This window comes from Microterricola gilva, assembly GCF_004217495.1.
Taxonomy (GTDB): Bacteria; Actinomycetota; Actinomycetes; order Actinomycetales; family Microbacteriaceae; genus Microterricola; species Microterricola gilva.
The window spans coordinates 734,749-752,820 of the sequence record NZ_SHLC01000001.1; the positions used below are offsets into that span (position 1 = coordinate 734,749).

Sequence of the window (18,072 nt, forward strand, 5' to 3'; positions counted from 1 at the left end):
GCTCTCGGCTAGCGCGTCTCGAGCAGTTCGCGGGCGCTCCCGCGGGAGCCGAAGGTGCGTCGATACGCCGTCGGCGTCGTCTGCAGCACCTTGACGAAGTGGTGCCGCATGACCGCTGCGGTGCCGAAGCCGGTGTCGCCCGCGATGATCTCCAGCCCGAGCTCGCTCTCCTCGAGGAGCTGCTGCGCGCGCAGCAGGCGCTGACGGTTGAGCCAGGCCGTCGGCGTCGTCCCGAGTTCTGCCCGGAAGCGCCTGGCGAAGGTGCGCGGCGACATCAGCGCCGTGCGGGCGAGCTGGTCGACGGTGAGCTCCTGGTCGAGGTGCTGCAGCATCCAGTCGGTCACCACGGCCAGCGAATCGTCCGGCGCCGTCGCGGCCGGCAGCTGGATGAACTGGGACTGCCCTCCGTCGCGCTGCGGGGGCACGACCATGCGCCTGGCGATGATGTTGGCCGCGGATGCCCCGAGCTCCCTGCGCACGATGTGCAGCGCGGCGTCGATTCCGGCGGCGGTGCCTGCACCCGTGACGACGTGGCGGTCCTCGACGTAGAGCACATCGGCGTCCACGGTGGTGCCAGGGAAACGTTTGGCCAGCTTGTCGGTATAGAGCCAGTGCGTCGTGCTGCGCCTGCCGTCCAACAGCCCGGCCTCGCCGAGCACGAATGCGCCGCTGCAGACGCTGAGCACCCAGGCGCCGCGCGCCTCGGCCTCCCGCACGACCCGGAGGATGTCCTGGTGCACGGCCGGGGCGCCCTCCGAACTGATCGAGGCGTCCATGTAGGCGGGCACGACGACCAGATCGGCGTCGGCGGCGGCGGACAGATCGTTGTAGATCACGATGTCGAAGCCGAGCTTCATGCGGATCGGCCCCGGCTCCGCCGCGACGATCGTGAAGTCGAAGGTCGGGCCGCCCTGGGCGGAGCGGTCGATGCCGAAGACCTCGCAGACGACGCCGAACTCGAATGGCGCCATTCCAGGCAACGCGATGCAGACGACCTTCTTGAGCATGTCACCCTCCGTCGAACGGGTCGAGCGCCCGGGAAGCGGAGATGGCAGGAACTCGACGAATGCTGTCAATGCTGCCACTCGCGGCAGAAAAACGCAAGAGCAAGACTTTCTGCCATGTTGATTCTCATTCCTCTCCTGGCCCTCGTGATCTGGGCCATCGTCCGAACGGTCATCGTCATGCGGCGCGACGGCTACGGCCGCTGCAATACAGTGGAGGCTGGCCTGCGGCAGGCGCCGCGGAACTCACTGGAGATGGGGCAGCAATGGCGTGGTTGGTAACGGGTGGCGCGGGATACATCGGCTCGCACGTGGTGCGGGCATTCCTGGCCGACGGCATCGACGTCGTCATCGTCGATGACCTCTCCAGCGGCCACGCCGACTTCGTTCCGGCCGAGGTGCCGTTCTACCGCGGCAGCATCCTGGACGCCGAGCTGCTGGCCAGTCTCTTCGCCGAGAACGCCATCGACGGCGTCGTCCACGTCGCCGGCTTCAAGTACGCCGGTGTCTCGGTGCAGCGACCGCTGCACACCTACGAACAGAACGTCACCGCGACAACGGTCCTGCTCCAGGCGATGCAGAACGCCGGCGTCGGCCGCATCGTCTTCTCCTCCAGCGCCGCCGTGTACGGCACCCCTGACACCGACCTGGTGACGGAGGCGACGCCGAAGTCCCCGGAATCGCCATACGGCGAGAGCAAGCTCATCGGCGAGTGGCTGCTGCGCGACGAGGGCATCGCCACCGGCCTCGCGCACACCTCGCTGCGCTACTTCAACGTCGTCGGCTCCGGCCACGACGGCCTCTACGACACCAGCCCGCACAACCTCTTCCCGCTCGTCTTCGAGGCGCTGCTCGACGGGCGCACCCCGCGCATCAACGGTGACGACTACAACACGCCGGACGGCACGTGCGTGCGCGACTACATCCACGTGGCCGACCTCGCCCGTTCGCACGTCGCGGCGGCCGAGCGCCTCCAGGCCGGCGATGCGATCGAGCCCGTGTACAACCTGGGCAGCGGCGACGGCGTCTCGGTCGGCGAGATCATGAGCACCATGTCCGCGGTCACCGGCATCCCGTTCACCCCGGAGATCGCGCCCCGCCGCAGCGGTGACCCCGACCGCATCGTCGCCTCGGGCGAGCTGGCGCGGCGCGACCTGAACTGGGAGATGCGGCACAGCCTCTCGGCGATGGTGCAGAGTGCGTGGGACGCGCGACGCGCCGCCGCGTAAGTTCCGATGCGTGCACTCCGGCGCGTCGTGAACTCTCGATATTGAGTTGAGGGTTTACGATCTGCGACTTGACGCCACCCTAATGACAACGGTGTAATTAGTTCGGACGCGCCGGGCCGGTGCGTGGACAAGAAGGGTGGGAGACGATATGGCTGAATCTGAGTATCGTCCGGGGGTACCCGAGGATTGGTTCGTCGATCCTGTCAGGCTGGGTGTTCCCGGCGTCAGGCAGCACATCGACGGGGACAACCCCTTGGCCTGGCAGACGGATTCGCTCTGTGCGCAGACCGACCCAGAGGCGTTCTTCCCGGAGAAGGGCGGCTCGACCAGGGACGCCAAGAAGATCTGCGGATCGTGCGAGGTGCGCTCGGAATGCCTCGATTACGCGCTCTCCAACGATGAGCGTTTCGGCATCTGGGGTGGCCTGTCCGAACGGGAACGTCGCAAGCTTCGCAAGCGCGCAAGTTAGTTCGCGGCGCGCCTGTAGCCTCGTGCCCGTTGGCGCGCACGCAACCTAGGCTGGTTCCGATATGTCTCCCCGAGTAACCGCCATCCTCATCGCGCGCAACGGCGCCCAGCATCTCGCTCGAACTCTGGCGGCCCTCTCGGCGCAGACGCGTCGGCCGGACTCCGTGATCATGGTCGATTGCGGGTCGACGGACGCCACAGCACAGCTGCTCGCCGGCTACGGCCCGACCCAGCTCATCTCGGCCGGCGAAGAGCTGAGCTTCGGCGATGCCATCGCCACCGCCGTTCGCGTCACCGCGCCGCCGGAAGCCGACGACGAGTTCCTCTGGCTGCTCGCCCAGGACACGGCGCCGGAACCGGGGGCACTCGCCGCCCTCGTCAACGCGCTGGAGATCGCGCCGTCTGTCGCCGTCGCCGGACCCAAGCAGATGGACTGGGACCGCGCGGACTACATCCGCGAATTCGGCGAGACGATCACCCGCTTCGGCGCAACCGTCCCGGTCGTCGGGGCGGAGCTCGATCAGGCCCAGCACGACGGCCTCAGCGATGTGTTGGCCGTCGGCTCCGCCGGCATGCTCGTGCGCCACCGACTCTGGGAGACGCTGGCGGGTTTCGACCCCGCCCTGCCCGTCGTCGATGACGCGCTCGACTTCTGTGTGCGCGCCCGCCTGGCCGGCCACCGCGTCGCGCTCGTCCCCGCCGCCCGTGTGGCCGTGGCCGGCGACGGCATCGCCGGAGCCGGCAGCTCGCAGAAGGGCAGCGAGCGTCGCAAGCGGGTCAGGCTGCGCCGGCAGGCCCAACTGCACCGCAGGCTCGTCTACGCGCCGGCCGCCGCGCTCGTGCTGCACTGGCTCTCGCTCGTTCCGCTGGCCTTCGTGCGGGCGTTCCTGCGCCTGATGCAGAAGGAACCGGGTTCGATCGGCGCCGAGTTCGGTGCCGCATTCGGCGCGGCGTTCTCCGGCATCCGCGTCTCGAACTCCCGGCGCCGGCTGAAGACCACGCGCACCCTGGGCTGGGGATCGATCGCGTCGCTGCGGATGCCGAGCGCCGAGGTGCGCCGCCGCCGGGCGCTCGTGCGCGAACAGCGGCGCTCCCTGGTGCGCGGATCACGCCACGAACTCGCGTTCTTCAGCAGCGGGGGAGCCTGGACGCTGATCGTCGCGGCCGTCGCCGGCGTCGCGATTCTCGCGCCGCTGCTCGGCGCGACGGCGCTGACCGGGGGCGGCCTGCTGCCCGTGAACGCCCCAGCAGTGCTCTGGCAGAACATCGGCTACGGCTGGCGCGACATCGGAACCGGTTTCGTCGGGGCGGCCGACCCATTCGCCGCCGTGCTCGCCGTGCTCGGCTCGATCACCTTCTGGTCGCCATCCGCCCTGCTGCTCGCACTGTACTTCGCCGCACTGCCGTTGGCCGCGCTCGGCGCGTGGTTGGCCGCCGCCCGGCTCACCAACCGCGGGGCACTGCGGGCGCTGGCCGCCGTGCTGTGGATGCTCGCACCGACCTTCCTCAGCGCGATCGCCGACGGCCGACCGGCACCGATGATCGCGCACATCCTGTTGCCGTGGCTGTTCTTCGCCGCGGCCGCGGCCGCACGCTCCTGGTCGGCGTCTGCGGCATCCGCTCTGCTCTTCGCGGCGATCACCGCGTGCGTGCCGTCGCTCACCCCCGCGCTGCTCGTGCTCTGGCTCCTCGCCGTGCTGTTCAGCGGCCGCTCGGTCATGCGCTTCATCGGCATCCCGATTCCGGCGCTCGTGCTCGCGGCACCCCTGCTGCTCGACCAGCAGCTGCGCGGCAACTGGCTGGCGCTCGTCGCAGACCCCGGCGTCCCGCTGCCCGCGGAGCAGGCCTCGAGCTGGCAGCTGCTGTTCGGATTTCCCAACGGCGACTTCGGTGGCTGGGGCGCGCTCGTCGAGTCGCTCGCGCTGCCCGGCGTGACCGCGGACATCATCGTGCCGATCCTGCTCGCGCCGCTCGCCGTGCTCGCCCTGCTCGCGCTCTTCCTGCCCGGCTCGCGCTCGGCGCTGTTCGGGCTCGTCGCCGCGCTGCTCGGCTTCGCGACATCCATCGCGGCGGCCCAGATCGCCGTCGCGACGCTCGGCGATCAGAGCATCCCCGTCTGGCCGGGTGCCGGTCTCAGCCTCTACTGGGCGGGTCTCATCGGTGCCGCCGTCATCGGATTGAACGCGCTCGGCCGCGCCGCGACGGCACCGGCGATCATCTCCGGTCTGGCGTTGACCATGGCCGTCGTCCCGCTTGCCGGCTCCATCGCCCTCGGCGCGGCCGCACCGAACCCCGCAGCCGTCCACGCCGGCGACGCGCGCATGCTCCCCGCCTTCGTGACCGCCGAAGCACAGACCGATCCTCGTGCGGGAACGCTCGTGCTCGTCCCGCAGTCGGATGGCGGCGTGCTCGCCGAGCTGCAGCGCGGCTCCGGCACGACACTCGATGACCAGTCGACGCTCTTCGCGACCCAGACCGAGCTGAGCGAGGACGACGCCATGCTGGCCGAGCTGGCGGGCAACCTCAGCTCGCGCAGCGGCTTCGACGCCCAGCCGAGCCTCGACGCGCTGGCGATCCGCTTTGTGTTGCTGGCCCCGGCCAGTGCCGCACCCGGCGCCAACGTCAGCGCGGATGCCGCAGACACCGCGCGGCGCACGGCGAGCTCGCTCGACGGCAACGCGCTCCTGGTTCCGGTCGGCGAGACCGATTTCGGCACGTTGTGGAGCTACCAGAGCGACGTCGCCGCGGCCGACGCCGCCGCGATCCCGGCTGACGCCAGCGGCTGGTTCGGCCAGGCCGTGATGTGGACACAATTGGCCGTGTTCGGCTTCGTCGTGCTGCTCTCGATCCCGACCGGAGCCGGTCGAGACGTGCCGGGCGGGCGGGCGGCCGTTCCCGCGACCGTTCTGCCGCAACCGGAATCCGCGCGGAAGCCCGCGAAGCGGAGGAGGGCGAAGGCCGACTCCGCCGAGCCGGCCGCACCGCTCGAGCCCACCAGGTCAGATGACGTGACGCAGGCGGAGCCGGACGCGCAGCCGGACGGCGACGCGGTCGAACCGATCCAGAACGACACGGAAGAAAGCGGGCAGAGCGATGAGCGCTAGCCGCCGATGGGCGCTGGCCGGCGCCCGTGCCATGACCGGACTGCTCGGCATCGCCGCGGCGGTCGCCACCGTCGGCGCCGCGACCCTGCTCCCGTGGCCGAGCCACATCGTGCAGCCGAGCGGCGAGCTCGTCACGCCGGCCGCCAGCGAACAGCAGCGCGTCTGCCCCGGCCCGCTGCTCGCCCTCGCCGCCGACGCGAGTGCGGCCTCCTCCGCCTCCTCGATCGGCAGCGCGAACACACTTTATGCGGCCGGGCGTCCAGGAGCCCTTGCATCCGAGCCGATGGTGAGCCCACTCGCCGTGCCGGACAACGTCGCCGGCGATGTTGCGGGAACGCCGCTGCTGCTGAGCGTTCCTGCCGCCGATTCCGCTCCGCTCATCGCCGGTGCCCAGTCGCAGACGGCCGGGACGGAGACGCTCAGCGGCCTCGCAGTAGCCGGCTGTGCCGAGGCATCATCCGACGGCTGGTTGGTCGCCGGATCCACCGCGATCGGCCAGACCAGCCTGCTGCTGCTCAGCAACCCGAGCGACGTCGCGGCGTCGGTCGATCTGGCACTCTACGGCGAGGGCGGCCTGGTCGATGCGCCGGGGTCGACCGGAATCCTCGTGCAGCCCCACTCGCAGCGCGTGATCCCGCTGGCCGGTCTCGCACCGAACCTCAACTCGCCCGTCGTCCACGTGACAACACGAGGTGGCCAGGTCGTCGCGTCACTGCAGCAGAGCGTCATCGACGGGCTGAACCCCGGGGGCATCGAGCTCGCAGGCACCACCGCGCCGCCGGCCCTCGAGCAGCTGATCGCCGGGTTCATCGTGCCAGCGCACCTCGTCGACGAGACCCAGAGCAACGACAGCCACTTCCACGATGACGATGCGGCCGTGCGTGTGCTCAACACCGGGGCGGATGCCGCTGAGCTCACCGTCAGCGCGACGTCCGACGACGGCGGCAACGGCACATCGATCACCGTCACGCTGGAGCCGGGCGTCGCATCTGAGGTCCCGCTCAGCGAGCTCGCCGCCGGCAGCTACACGGTACGCATGAACGCGGATCAGCCGATCGTGGCCGCCGCGCGCAGCACGGAGAAGTCAGCGACGAGCGAGGACTTCGCCTGGTTCGTCGCGTCCCAGGCACTCCTCGACGACAGCGCCATCGTCGTCGCGGACGGCCCAGCGCCGACGCTGCGTCTGGCGAATCCGCACGGCAATGCCCAGCGCGTCACCCTGGAGGACGGCTCAGGCACACCGCTGACGGTGAACCTGCCCGCTGCGGGGGCGGTGAGCGTTCCCCTCACAGCCGGGTCCACGTACACCCTCGGCGGCAGCGAGACGGGCGGCGTCGTGGCGAGCGTGAGCTACCAGGGCGGAGCGGCGCTCTCGTCCTTCGCACTCAACCCGCCGGGGCCGCTCGCCCGCGCGATCGCCGTCTACACGCACTGACGACCCTGACGAATCCCGTCGCCTAGAAGTGGCGGAAGCGGTCTGGCGCCAGGTCCCACGGGTCCTTGCCGAGCAGGTCGCCGACGGCACGGAACACGCAGCTCTCCACCATCATGCGGCGGTGGATGTCGTCGTTGTGGTGCAGCTTGCTCATCCGCTGGATCGGCACACGGTAGAACACGATGCGTCCCTGCTGCGGATCGACGCTCCAGCGGTCGATGTGGTCACCGTGCAGCGCCTGCTCCGGCGCCGCGGCGACCTCGAAGCGCACCGTCGACAGCTCGGCCGGCCACACTCCGCGCAGGTACTCAGCGGTCGAGAGGATCGTCTGCTCGAACATGTCGATGCGACCGTTCAACATCGGCAGGTACGGGCCGGCAACCGAGGAACGCAGGCCACGCCCGTGACGGTCGCGGATGCCGCGCCGAGCGGAGCCGCCAACCGAGGCACGGCCAGACGAGGTACGGCGCGAACGAGGCATAGCACCAATCCTAGGCCGCGGGCAGGTCTGCAGCACGCGGTGTCGGGCACTGGCGATACGCTGGAGTCGACATGAACAGGCCCTGCTCCAAGATCGCGTGCCAAGGTCAGGCCGTCGCGACTCTCACCTATGACTATGCCGACTCGATGGCGGTGCTCGGCCCGCTGAGCGCCACGGCCGAGCCGCACGGCTACGACCTCTGCGCCAGGCACGCCGAACGACTCTCCGCCCCCGTCGGCTGGCAGGTCGTGCGCCACATGAGCCTCGTCTCCGATGCCGGGCAGCGCCAGAGCGAGTAACGCGACGGCACAGGGCGGCGCGGACAGCCGGAAACTGCGACAATAGCGACATGACTCTCGCGCCCTCTTCTGCCCTGTCGTTCAAGGTCGCCGATCTCGGTCTCGCCGAGGCCGGTCGCCACCAGCTGCGGCTGGCCGAGAATGAGATGCCGGGCCTGATGGCGCTGCGCGCCGAGTTCGGGGAGTCCAAGCCGCTCGCCGGCGCGCGCATCGCGGGCAGCCTGCACATGACCGTGCAGACCGCCGTGCTGATCGAGACCCTCACCGCCCTCGGCGCCCAGGTGCGTTGGGCCAGCTGCAACATCTTCTCCACCCAGGACGAGGCCGCCGCGGCCATCGCCGTCGGGCCGGCCGGCACAGAGGCCGAGCCGGCCGGCGTCCCCGTCTTCGCGTGGAAGGGCGAGACGCTCGAGGAGTACTGGTGGTGCACGGAGCGCATCTTCGACTGGAGCGCAGAGGCCGCAGCCGCCGGTGAGAGCTGGTCGGGCCCGAACATGATCCTCGACGACGGCGGCGACGCCACCCTGCTCGTGCACAAGGGCCGCGAGTTCGAGCGTGCAGGCGCCGTCCCTGCCACGACGGATGCCGACAGCAGCGAGTACCGTGTCGTGCTCGACACGCTCCGCCGCTCGCTCGACCTCTCCACCGACCGCTGGACGCGCATCGCAGCGGAGATCAAGGGTGTGACGGAGGAGACGACGACCGGAGTGCACCGCCTCTACGAGCTCGCGGCGGCCGGTGGCCTGCTGTTCCCCGCCATCAACGTGAACGACTCGGTCACGAAGAGCAAGTTCGACAACAAGTACGGCATCCGCCACTCGCTGCCGGACGGCCTGAACCGCGCCACCGACGTGCTGATGGGCGGCAAGGTCGCGTTCGTCGTCGGCTACGGCGACGTCGGCAAGGGCGCGGCCGAGGCGCTGCGCGGCCAGGGCGCCCGCGTGATCGTGAGCGAGGTCGACCCGATCTGCGCGCTGCAAGCGGCCATGGACGGCTACCAGGTGGCCAAGCTCGATGACGTCGTCGGCGACGTCGACATCTTCGTCACCTGCACGGGCAACTTCAACGTGATCACCGTCGAGAACATCCTCGCCATGAAGCACCTCGCCATCGTCTCCAACGTCGGCCACTTCGACAACGAGATCGACATGGTCTCGCTCGAGAAGCTGCCCGGCGCCGTGTCGGTGCAGATCAAGCCGCAGGTGCACGAGTGGCGCCTGCCGAACGGCCGCAGCGTTCTCGTGCTCAGCGAGGGCCGTCTGATGAACCTCGGCAACGCCACCGGGCACCCCTCCTTCGTGATGAGCAACTCCTTCACCAACCAGGTCCTCGCCCAGATCGAGCTGTGGTGCTACCCGGAGAAGTACCCGGTCGGCGTCTACGTGCTGCCCAAGCACCTCGACGAGAAGGTCGCCCGCCTGCACCTGGACGCACTCGGCGTGCAGCTGACGACGCTCACCCCTGAGCAGGCCGCCTACATCGGCGTCGCCGTCGAGGGGCCGTACAAGGTCGACCACTACCGCTACTGAAGCCAGGAGCACCCCGACGGCGTGCAGCCGATCGCCGCGTGCTCAGCGCTCTGGGTAGCCGTGCGGCAGGCTCGTCAGCACCGGGTCGAGCCTGGCCAGGCGCTGCCTGCTGAGTTCCAGCGCGGCGGCATCGCGCTCCCTGCGCATGGCGACGACCCCGGCGAGGAAGAGCTCCGGCTCGATCTGCGGCAGGGGCGAGACGTAGACGGATGCCTCGCGCGCCAGTTCGCCGGCGAGGCGGGTGCGTGCGGCATCCGAGAGCCGGGGCGCCTGCTGCAGGAACTGCGCGATGCGCCGCTGCAGGCGGTCGGGCAGGGTGGCGACGTCGGCGAGCTCTGCCCAGGCGAGCAGCGGCTGTGGAACGCCGTAGACCGGCGCCGTGTAGCGGGGGACGCGCTCCATCTGCGAGTGCGTGCCGGCGAGGATGTCGCCGAGGCGTTTGCCCTGCGCGTTCAGCAGCGCCACCATTGCCGCCAGCCCGCCGAGCGTCATGTAGATCTCGAGCACGCCGAGCAGCGCGCGCACGAAGGCGTGGCGCATCGCGATGGCTCCGCCGTCGTCACGCACGATGCGGGCGCCGATGGCCAGCTTGCCGAGCGAGCGCCCGCCGCTGGCCGTCTCCACGATCGTCGGGGCGATGACGAGCGCCGTCACGAGCCCGATGATCGACAGCGCGGTGGCCATGGACTGGTCCATGCCGTCGCCGGCCGCCGCCGCGACGATCCAGGCCAGCAGCGCGAAACCGCCGAGGTAGACGACCGCGTCGATCATCGCGCCTGCCGCGCGGATCATCACGCTGGCCGGGCGCACGTCGAGGGCGACCGCCTCGCCGGTGAAAACGGTGTCGGCGTCTGGATGCTGTTCGCTCAGCGCACTCGGCTCGACCATGGTTAGTATTCAATCAGATGGATCTCGACGCCTACTCCGCCGCCCACCGTGAACGGTGGGAGCGTCTGGACGCCCTGGCGGCGCAGCGCAGATTGAGCGGAGCGGAGGCCGACGAGCTCGTCGATCTCTACCAGTCGGGGGCGACGCAGCTCTCGCAGCTGAAGACCACGGCCGGATCCACGCTCCAGGGCGACCGGCTCTCGGTGAGCCTGTCGCGGGCGCGGCTGCGATTCACCGGAACCGGCGACAATCTGCTCGCCCAGCTGCCCCGCTTCTTCGTCGTGCAGCTTCCGGCCGCCCTGTACCGGCTGCGCTGGCTGACCCTCGTCTACGCTCTGGCCACGATCGTCATCGCGACGCTCTACGCGCTCTGGGCGCTCGGCGACCCGCAGGTGCTCGCGAACTTCGGCTCGAAGGAGCAGCTGGCCCAGCTCGCCGACGAGGACTTCGTCGACTACTACTCCGCGAACCCGGCCGCGTCCTTCGCCGGACAGGTGTGGGCGAACAACGCCTGGATCGCCGCGCAGTGCATCGCCTTCGGCATCCTCGGCGTCTACGTTCCCGCGGTGATCTTCAGCAACGCGCAGAACCTCGGCGTGACGGCCGCCGTGATGTTCGCACACGGCGAGGGCGACACGATGCTGCTCTACATCGCCCCGCACGGCCTGCTCGAGCTCACCAGCGTGTTCGTCGCCGCGGCGGCCGGCACCCGCATCTTCTGGTCCTGGATCGCCCCGGGTGCGCGCACGCGCGGGCAGGCGTTGGCGGCGGAGGGTCGCGCCATGTTCACCGTCGTGATCGGACTGGCCATCGCCCTGTTCGTGTCTGGCATCATCGAGGGCTTCGTCACGCCGGCGCCCTGGCCGTGGCCGGTGAAGATCGGCATCGGGGCGCTCGCGCTTGCCGCGTTCCTCGTCTACATGCTCGTGCTCGGCGGTCGTGCGGCGCGCGCGGGTGAGACGGGTGACCTCGACGAGTTCGCCGCCGGGGCCCGGACGATCGCCGCCGCCTGATCCCAACGCCGAAACGGCGGGTACCCGAGTCGGGTACCCGCCGTTCGCGTGCGTGGAGGTCAGGCGCTGGAGGTCAGGCGCTGACCTTCACCGGCTGAGCGTCGCCGCTGAGTGCGACGGTGCGGTCGAAGAGCAGCGAGAACGTCGCGCCGGCGATGATGGCGCCGATGACCGGGGCGACGAGCGTGAGCCAGACCTGGCTGAGCGCCTCCGGGCCGCCGTAGATCGCGGTGGCCAGTGAGCGGGCCGGGTTGAAGGACGCGTTGGAGACCGGGATCGCGATCAGGGCGAGCAGGGTGAGGGTGAGGCCGATCGCCAACGGGGCGAAGCCGGCCGCCGCGCGGGAGCTCGTCACGCCGAGGATCACGTAGACGAAGATCGCCGTCGTGATGATCTCGATGAGCAGCACGGAGACGAAGCTGTAGCCGCCGGGAGAAAGCACTCCCCAGCCCGTTGACGCGCTCTGGAACCAGAGCACCTCGAAGTTCTTGCTGCTGCTGAGGATCGCGAGCAGCAACGTCGTGGCGACGATGCCGCCGACGAACTGCGCGAGTACGTAGCCGAGCACGTCCTTCCACGCGAAACGGCCGGCGACGGCGAGACCGATCGTGACGGCCGGGTTGAAATGACCGCCGGAGACCGGGCCGAAGGCGTAGGCGCCGACGACGACGGTGAGCCCGAGGGCGAGTGCGACGCCCTGGAAGCCGACGTTGAGGCCGCCCTCGCCCGCGTTGAATCCGGCGGCGAAGAGCGCGGTGCCGATGACGCCGAAGACGAGTACGAAGGTACCGACGGCCTCGGCCGCGAGACGTGCACCGGTGCTCGGCGCGGAAGTTGTTCCAGTCACGATGATGAATCCCCTTGTTCCGTGTGTGCTGACACGGGCGCAGCGCTGCGACCGTCTGACGTTCAGGAGGTTATCGTCCTCCACACAGGAATGGGGTGCAATCGACACAGAGAGTCGCGAGATTGCGCCGCATGACGCGCGAATGGCTCAGAGTCGGCCAGCGGCCTTGAGGGCGATGTAGCGGTCGGCGAGGGCCGGCGGCAGATCGGCCGGGGCGGCGGTGACGACCTCGGCCCCCGACTGACGGATGGCGGCCGAGACCCTGGCCACGTCCAGCAACGCGCGTTCGGCCGCTGCCGCCCGGTAGATCTCGCTCCGGCTGCCGCGCTCGGCCGTCGCGGCGAGCACGGCGGGGTCGGTGACGGAGGCGACGATGACCGTGTGCCGCTTGCTCAGCTGCGGCAGCACCGCCAGCAGCCCGGATGCCGCCCCAGGCGCCTCGATCGCGGTGAGCAGCACCACCAGCGCGTGCCTGCTGGTGACGCCGCGCACGAGCGACGGCACAGCGTTCCAGTCCATCTCGATGAGTTCCGGCTCGATCAGCGCCATCGAATCGACCATGCGGCTGAGCAGTTCCGCGCCGGTCGCACCCTGCACCCGGCCGCGCACAAGTCGGTCGTAGGCCAGGAAGTCGACCCGGTCGCCGGCGTGTGAGGCGAGCGCGGCGAGCAGGAGCGCGCCCTCGAACGCGGTGTCGAGGCGGGGCTCGTCGGCGACCCGCGCGGCGGAGGTGCGCCCGCTGTCGAGCACGATCACGACGCGGCGGTCACGCTCTGGGCGCCAGGTGCGGACCATGAGGTTCGGCGCCATCGTCGTCGTGCCGGACTGCGCGCCCGCACCCAGCATTGGTCCGCTGCGGCGTGCGGTCGCGCGCCAGTCGATCGAGCGCACGTCGTCGCCACGCACGTACTCGCGCAGGCTGTCGAACTCCGTGCCCTGGCCACGCACCATCACCGTGGTGCGGCCGTCGAGCTCGCGCAGCCGGGCCAGGCGCGACGGCAGGTGCTTGCGGGCGTTGAACGGGGGGAGCACACGCACGCGGCCAGGCGCGAGAAGGGTGGCCTGCCTGGCGGCGAGACCGAGCGGGCCGACGGACCGCACGGTGATCTGCTCCACCCGGCGCTCGCCCCGACGGAACGGGGTGAGCACGGTGCTGAACGCACGGCGTTCACCCGGTGGGAGCGCGACACCGAGCCTGTTGCGTTCCGGCCCGGCCGATGGCTGCCAGGCATCGCGCACGATCCCGCGGAGCGCGCGCGTTCCGGTGTTGGTCAGGAACAAGCGGGCGTCGACGCTCTCTCCGAGGCGCACCCGCGCGGGGATCACGCGCTCGGCGGCCAGCTGCCGCGGCGAGGCGGCGAGCAGCAGGTCCACGCCGAGCAGCGCGAGGGCGAACAGCAGCCACACGCCGAGCACCGCCGCCGCGGTGCCGAGCGACTCCCCGCCGAGCAGCACGATCGGCACCGCGCCGATGGCGAGGAGCAGCACGAATCTCGGCGTGATGGCCATCGTCAGATCGGAACCTGGACCTGCTGCACGATCGAGCGGAGGATCGCGTCGACGGCGACGCCCTCGAGCTCGGCTTCTGGGCGCAGCTGCACCCTGTGCCGCCAGACGGGCAGCAGCATCGCCTGCACGTGGTCTGGCGTGATCGAGTCGTAACCGCTCAGCCAGGCCCACGCCTTGGCCGAGGCGAGCAGGGCCGTCGTGCCGCGCGGGCTCACACCGAGCTTGACCGATGGGCTCGTGCGGGTGGCGCGGGCCAGATCGACGACGTAGGCGAGCACGTCGGCGCTGACGCCGACGGATGCCACGGAGGCCTGCGCCGCGGCCAGCTTCCCGGCATCCAGCACGGCGGTGACCCCTGCACCCGCGAGATCGCGCGGATCGAACCCGGCCGCATGCCGGCGCAACACCTCGATCTCGCTGTCGCGTTCCGGCAGATCGAGCACGAGCTTGAGCAGGAAGCGGTCGAGCTGTGCCTCAGGCAGCGAGTACGTGCCCTCGTACTCGACGGGGTTCTGCGTCGCGGCGACGATGAACGGGTCGGGCAGCGGCCGGGAGACGCCGTCGACGGAGACCTGGCGCTCCTCCATCGCCTCGAGCAGTGCCGACTGCGTCTTCGGCGGGGTCCGGTTGATCTCATCGGCGAGCAGGATGTTCGTGAAGACGGGGCCCTCGCGGAACTCGAACTCTCCGGCCTTGACGTCGTAGACGATCGACCCCGTCACATCGCCAGGCATCAGGTCCGGGGTGAACTGCACCCGGTGGGTCTGCAGGTTCAGCGCGGCGCTCAGGCTGCGCACGAGCAGCGTCTTCGCGACACCAGGCACACCCTCCAGCAGCACGTGCCCGCGGGCCAGGAGCGCGATGATGAGGCCGGTGACGGCGGCATCCTGACCGACGACGGCCTTGCCCACCTCCGCGCGCACCCTCGCCAGCGCCTGGCGGAGCTCGGCCGCCGAGGCCGCGTCGATGGACTCGTGCATGCCTCGCAGCGGCGCGGCAACGTTGTCAAGACCGGTGTCTGTCATGGTTCCATTCTCTCGGTGCGGGAGTCGTGGGTGCTGGACGGTGCTGTGCCGGTGGCGCCGCCTGGCCTGGTGGCGGCCTGCACCGCACGCTCGAGGTCGAGGAGACGGTCGGAGAGGGCGAGCAGCTGGGCGTCGTTCTGCGGCTCGTCGCCGAGCAGCGTGGCCAGCACGCGGCTCGGGTCTGAGCCGGTGACGGATGCCGCGGACCCCACGACCTCGTCGAGCGACGCGGTGCGCGCCAGTCCGAGCGCCGTGGCGATGCGCCCGACGGTGGCGATGCGCAGCGCATCGACGGCGCGCAGCCGCTCCGAGTTCCGCGCATAGAGTCTGGCCCGCCCCTCCATCGTCTCGCTGGCGCGCACCGTGACGGGCAGATTCTCGATCACCAGGGGTCCGAAGCGGCGGCCGTACGCGACCGCCGCCGCGAGGCCGCAGAGCACGAGCAACACCATCACGGGCGTCACCCAGCCGGGGGTGAGCTCGGCGAGGCTCGGCGTTCCGACCGCGACGTCGGCGAGTGTCGGCAGGTACCAGACCAGCGTCGGCTGCTCGCCGAGCAGGCCGAGGGCGAGAGCCGCGTTGCCCGCGGAGGTGATGGAGGCGTTGGCGAAGATCGCTTCGTCGCTGACGAGGGTGAGCGCACCGGGCCCGCCGCGCTGTACGAGCACGGAGGAGCCGCTGGCCGCATCGCCGCAGCAGGCCGCGTAGCCAGCGGCATCCGAGGGAACGCTCAGCGTCTTCAGGGCCGCGTCGTCGGACCCGGCAACGCTGCCTGCGCGTTCCGCCGCCGCGAGCGCACATCCGGCGCCGGCGGCGATGGGCCCATCGGCTCCGACCCCGCCGAAGCCGATCTCCGGCGCGAGCTCCTGCAGATAGGCGAAGCTCGGGTCGACGACCACCGTGTGCTCGGCGACGCCCAGGCGCGCGATCTGCGCGGCGTCGAGGATGTCGCCAGGGTCCGAGACGAAGAGGGTCACACCCCCGTCGGCCGCCTGCGCGGCCGCGCTCGCCTCGAGGGCCGCGTCGAGACTGTCTGCGACGACCACGTCGACACCCTGGGCGCTGAGCACCTCGGCCAGCGCCATGCCGCCTGCCGGCGCGGGGTTCTCGGCGCCGAGGGGAGGACCGCCGACGGCCGCCGCGTTGCTCAGCACCATCGCGATCAGCGCGACGATGAGCGCGCCGGCGCCGGCGATCACCCAGAACGCGGCCCGCCTGCCCGTTGAACGCAGCGTCGGCGTGATCGCCGGTGCCGGCCGGACGGACTGCTCCGGCTGGGCCAGCTGGGCGCTCACGAGAGTGCCCCATCGCTCGATCCGGCGTGCAGCTCCGCGGGCTCCGGCAGGGCCGGCCTGGCCTGGCGAACGCGATCATCGAGCGCGCGCACGGCACGGTAGCCGGCCTCGCTGCCCTGATGGTCGAGGTAGCGGACCTCGTCGAAGGCGCCGGCGGCCTCACGGAGGGCGGCGCTCTCGGCCGGCAGCGCCCTGGCGGCCGCGCGGGCGAAGTCGGTCGCGGTCGTGCCTGGGCTCACGGCGACGACCGTGCGCTCGGACAGCCCGGCCGCCAGCGCGCGGAACTGCTCGGCGATCGCGAGCGACCAGTCGGCTGATGCCGCGGCGGCGCTCGCGGCTGAACGCATCTGCTCCGCGCTGCGCCCGTCGTGCTCGCCGAAGAGCGCCGTCGTGGCCGTCCGCCGCCGGTTCAGGCGCGGCACGCCCCAGATCAGCAGGGCGGTCACGAGGATGCCGACGATGATGACGGTCGCGACGAGGGGCAGCCAGCCGCCGCCCGCACCGTCCGCACCGGAGAACAGCGAGGCCAACCAGTCGAAGAAGGCCTTCGAGGCCAGGTCGAACCAGCTCGGTTCGGCCGCCCGGTACGGCGGCTTGGCCAGTTCCTCGCGCAGCAGACGACGGGCTTCCTCGGCATCCGGGTCGAGGGGGATCGCCGTGACGACGGCCCAGAGGCCGCCCGTCATGCGGCTGCGGCGGTGCCGCGCGGCAGCAGGTAGGGGTCCTGGGCGTCGGAATCGCCCAGTTCCCGCGCTTCGACGAAGCGCATCAGCTCAAGGTCGAGGCCCTCCTTGCGCATGCGCAGATCGATGTAGATCAGGGCGACCGTCGCCGACTGGGCGACGATGGCGATGGAACCGATGATGAGCGTGACGAGCATGAGCAGGAGGTAGGAGGCGATCGCCGGGCCGACGGTTCCGAGCACGTTGTTCGGGTCGATGAACGTCGCCGCGAAGCCGTAGACCAGCGATACCGGCAGCGTCACGATCTGGCTCACCGCGTTCACGATGAACGCGACGAGGAACTGCACGCCGAATGTCTTCCAGAAGTAGCCGCGGGTGAGCGTCCAGGACCGGCCGATCGCGGCGGTGACGCCCTGCCTCTCCAGCACGATCAGGCAGGGAACGAGCGAGGTCTTCACGGTCAGCCAGACGAACAGGACGACGAGTCCGAGCCCGAGCAGGATGCCGACGCCGATCGTCGCGCCGAGCCAGCTCGGCCCCTGCACGGCGAGCACGATCACGATGCCGACCGCGACGGCGATGCCGAGGGCGTAGCCGAGGATCAGCAGGCCCATCCAGCCGAGCAGCGGCCAGATGCGGCGGGCGGCCGTCTTCCACAGCGTGGACAGGCGTTGCTTCTCGCCGAGGGTCGCCCTGGCGACCTCGAGCACGATCACGCCCTGCAGCAGAGCGGACGTCAGGATGGTGAACACGACGGGGATGAGCGCGGCCAGGAGGATGGCGGCGGTGCTGCCGGCCGTGACGGCCTCACGTTCGGCTGCGCTCGCGCTCTCAATGCGGTCGAGCGCGATGAACGTCGCCGGGCCGAGCACGAGCAGCGAGACGAGCACGGAGAGGGACTGCACGATCAGCGCGCTGCCGAACGTGGCCTTGGGGTTGCGGCGCAGCACCTGGAACGGGGCTCCGAGCAGGGTCCCGAAGCTGAGCGGGCGCAGCGGGATGAGCCCGGGCTTGGGCGGGGGCGTCCACGCCGGTTGCTGGCCATACGGGGCCTGGCCGTACTGCGGCTGGCCATAGGGGGCCTGCCCGTACGGTGCCTGCCCGTACGGGGCCTGCCCGTACGGGGCCTGGCCGTATGGGGCCTGGCCGTATGGGGCCTGGCCGTATGGGGCCTGGCCATACGGGGGCTGAGCGGGAGCCGGCGCGGGCTCGGCAGGGCGCGCCCCCGATGGCGACTGCCAGCTCTGCTCGTCGGTCATGCCA

Annotated in this window: 17 protein-coding genes; 8 read left to right on the forward strand and 9 right to left on the reverse strand. The window is 70.7% G+C overall.

Going from position 1 to position 18,072, the window contains the following annotated elements; all coding sequences use genetic code 11:
* Positions 1-8 precede the first annotated feature (8 nt).
* Complete coding sequence (locus EV379_RS03265) at positions 9-1,085, reverse strand: GlxA family transcriptional regulator (protein WP_423203233.1); 1,077 nt, start codon at positions 1,083-1,085, stop codon at positions 9-11.
* Between the two features lie 36 nt (positions 1,086-1,121).
* Here EV379_RS03265 and EV379_RS17120 point away from each other — a divergent pair, with 36 nt between their 5' ends.
* The 5 genes from EV379_RS17120 (at position 1,122) to EV379_RS03285 (ending at position 7,240) form a co-directional block, all read left to right on the forward strand.
* Positions 1,122-1,286, forward strand: coding sequence for a hypothetical protein (locus tag EV379_RS17120; protein ID WP_158592880.1), 165 nt, complete (start codon positions 1,122-1,124; stop codon positions 1,284-1,286).
* Positions 1,271-2,233 carry a UDP-glucose 4-epimerase GalE gene (gene galE, locus EV379_RS03270; RefSeq protein ID WP_130504880.1) on the forward strand — a complete coding sequence of 321 codons (963 nt, stop codon included), beginning with the start codon at positions 1,271-1,273 and terminating at the stop codon, positions 2,231-2,233. Before EV379_RS17120 ends, galE begins: the two co-directional genes overlap by 16 nt.
* A 148-nt stretch (positions 2,234-2,381) precedes the next feature.
* Positions 2,382-2,702, forward strand: coding sequence for a WhiB family transcriptional regulator (locus EV379_RS03275; protein ID WP_130504881.1), 321 nt, complete (start codon positions 2,382-2,384; stop codon positions 2,700-2,702).
* 61 nt (positions 2,703-2,763) lie between these two features.
* Positions 2,764-5,805, forward strand: coding sequence for a glycosyltransferase family 2 protein (locus EV379_RS03280; protein ID WP_130504882.1), 3,042 nt, complete (start codon positions 2,764-2,766; stop codon positions 5,803-5,805).
* Entirely contained in the window at positions 5,795-7,240 is a 1,446-nt protein-coding gene (locus EV379_RS03285; protein ID WP_130504883.1) for a DUF5719 family protein, read from the forward strand. The genes EV379_RS03280 and EV379_RS03285 overlap by 11 nt, the downstream gene beginning before the upstream one ends.
* A gap of 22 nt (positions 7,241-7,262) precedes the next feature.
* Here EV379_RS03285 and EV379_RS03290 read toward each other — a convergent pair whose 3' ends face one another.
* Positions 7,263-7,721 carry a metallopeptidase family protein gene (locus EV379_RS03290; RefSeq protein ID WP_130504884.1) on the reverse strand — a complete coding sequence of 153 codons (459 nt, stop codon included), beginning with the start codon at positions 7,719-7,721 and terminating at the stop codon, positions 7,263-7,265.
* Between the two features lie 71 nt (positions 7,722-7,792).
* Between EV379_RS03290 and EV379_RS03295 the strand changes: the two genes are divergently transcribed.
* A complete protein-coding gene (locus tag EV379_RS03295; protein WP_130504885.1) occupies positions 7,793-8,020 on the forward strand; it encodes a DUF3499 family protein in 228 nt (75 codons plus the stop codon).
* Positions 8,021-8,070: 50 nt separating this feature from the next.
* Positions 8,071-9,549, forward strand: a complete 1,479-nt coding sequence (gene ahcY, locus EV379_RS03300; RefSeq protein WP_130504886.1) for an adenosylhomocysteinase — start codon at positions 8,071-8,073, stop codon at positions 9,547-9,549.
* Positions 9,550-9,591: 42 nt separating this feature from the next.
* Here ahcY and EV379_RS03305 read toward each other — a convergent pair whose 3' ends face one another.
* Complete coding sequence (locus tag EV379_RS03305) at positions 9,592-10,437, reverse strand: RDD family protein (protein ID WP_130504887.1); 846 nt, start codon at positions 10,435-10,437, stop codon at positions 9,592-9,594.
* A gap of 17 nt (positions 10,438-10,454) precedes the next feature.
* Between EV379_RS03305 and EV379_RS03310 the strand changes: the two genes are divergently transcribed.
* The gene (locus EV379_RS03310; protein ID WP_130504888.1) at positions 10,455-11,450 is read left to right on the forward strand and encodes a stage II sporulation protein M; all 996 of its coding nucleotides are present in this window, start codon (positions 10,455-10,457) and stop codon (positions 11,448-11,450) included.
* A gap of 73 nt (positions 11,451-11,523) precedes the next feature.
* Here the strand turns inward: EV379_RS03310 and aqpZ are convergent, their stop codons facing one another.
* The 6 genes from aqpZ to EV379_RS03340 form a co-directional block, all read right to left on the reverse strand.
* Positions 11,524-12,297, reverse strand: coding sequence for an aquaporin Z (aqpZ, locus tag EV379_RS03315; protein ID WP_130504889.1), 774 nt, complete (start codon positions 12,295-12,297; stop codon positions 11,524-11,526).
* A 147-nt stretch (positions 12,298-12,444) separates the two neighbouring features.
* Positions 12,445-13,806, reverse strand: coding sequence for a DUF58 domain-containing protein (locus tag EV379_RS03320; protein ID WP_130504890.1), 1,362 nt, complete (start codon positions 13,804-13,806; stop codon positions 12,445-12,447).
* A gap of 2 nt (positions 13,807-13,808) precedes the next feature.
* The gene (locus tag EV379_RS03325; RefSeq protein ID WP_130507270.1) at positions 13,809-14,786 is read right to left on the reverse strand and encodes an AAA family ATPase; all 978 of its coding nucleotides are present in this window, start codon (positions 14,784-14,786) and stop codon (positions 13,809-13,811) included.
* A 41-nt stretch (positions 14,787-14,827) separates the two neighbouring features.
* Positions 14,828-16,126 carry a DUF4350 domain-containing protein gene (locus EV379_RS03330; RefSeq protein ID WP_130504891.1) on the reverse strand — a complete coding sequence of 433 codons (1,299 nt, stop codon included), beginning with the start codon at positions 16,124-16,126 and terminating at the stop codon, positions 14,828-14,830.
* Positions 16,123-16,812, reverse strand: coding sequence for a DUF4129 domain-containing protein (locus tag EV379_RS03335; protein ID WP_130504892.1), 690 nt, complete (start codon positions 16,810-16,812; stop codon positions 16,123-16,125). The genes EV379_RS03330 and EV379_RS03335 overlap by 4 nt, the downstream gene beginning before the upstream one ends.
* Entirely contained in the window at positions 16,809-18,068 is a 1,260-nt protein-coding gene (locus EV379_RS03340; protein ID WP_130504893.1) for a DUF7847 domain-containing protein, read from the reverse strand. The genes EV379_RS03335 and EV379_RS03340 overlap by 4 nt, the downstream gene beginning before the upstream one ends.
* Positions 18,069-18,072 lie beyond the last annotated feature (4 nt).

Excerpts from the sequence above, each read along its gene's own strand:
- EV379_RS17120 (WP_158592880.1), top strand. The coding sequence starts at position 1,122 with ATGTTGATTCTCATTCCTCTCCTGGCCCTCGTGATCTGGGCCATCGTC.
- galE (WP_130504880.1), top strand. The coding sequence starts at position 1,271 with ATGGCGTGGTTGGTAACGGGTGGCGCGGGATACATCGGCTCGCACGTG.
- EV379_RS03275 (WP_130504881.1), top strand. The coding sequence starts at position 2,382 with ATGGCTGAATCTGAGTATCGTCCGGGGGTACCCGAGGATTGGTTCGTC.
- EV379_RS03280 (WP_130504882.1), top strand. The coding sequence starts at position 2,764 with ATGTCTCCCCGAGTAACCGCCATCCTCATCGCGCGCAACGGCGCCCAG.
- EV379_RS03285 (WP_130504883.1), top strand. The coding sequence starts at position 5,795 with ATGAGCGCTAGCCGCCGATGGGCGCTGGCCGGCGCCCGTGCCATGACC.
- EV379_RS03290 (WP_130504884.1), bottom strand. The coding sequence starts at position 7,721 with ATGCCTCGTTCGCGCCGTACCTCGTCTGGCCGTGCCTCGGTTGGCGGC.
- EV379_RS03295 (WP_130504885.1), top strand. The coding sequence starts at position 7,793 with ATGAACAGGCCCTGCTCCAAGATCGCGTGCCAAGGTCAGGCCGTCGCG.
- ahcY (WP_130504886.1), top strand. The coding sequence starts at position 8,071 with ATGACTCTCGCGCCCTCTTCTGCCCTGTCGTTCAAGGTCGCCGATCTC.
- EV379_RS03305 (WP_130504887.1), bottom strand. The coding sequence starts at position 10,437 with ATGGTCGAGCCGAGTGCGCTGAGCGAACAGCATCCAGACGCCGACACC.
- EV379_RS03310 (WP_130504888.1), top strand. The coding sequence starts at position 10,455 with ATGGATCTCGACGCCTACTCCGCCGCCCACCGTGAACGGTGGGAGCGT.
- EV379_RS03320 (WP_130504890.1), bottom strand. The coding sequence starts at position 13,806 with ATGGCCATCACGCCGAGATTCGTGCTGCTCCTCGCCATCGGCGCGGTG.
- EV379_RS03325 (WP_130507270.1), bottom strand. The coding sequence starts at position 14,786 with ATGCACGAGTCCATCGACGCGGCCTCGGCGGCCGAGCTCCGCCAGGCG.
- EV379_RS03335 (WP_130504892.1), bottom strand. The coding sequence starts at position 16,812 with ATGACGGGCGGCCTCTGGGCCGTCGTCACGGCGATCCCCCTCGACCCG.
- EV379_RS03340 (WP_130504893.1), bottom strand. The coding sequence starts at position 18,068 with ATGACCGACGAGCAGAGCTGGCAGTCGCCATCGGGGGCGCGCCCTGCC.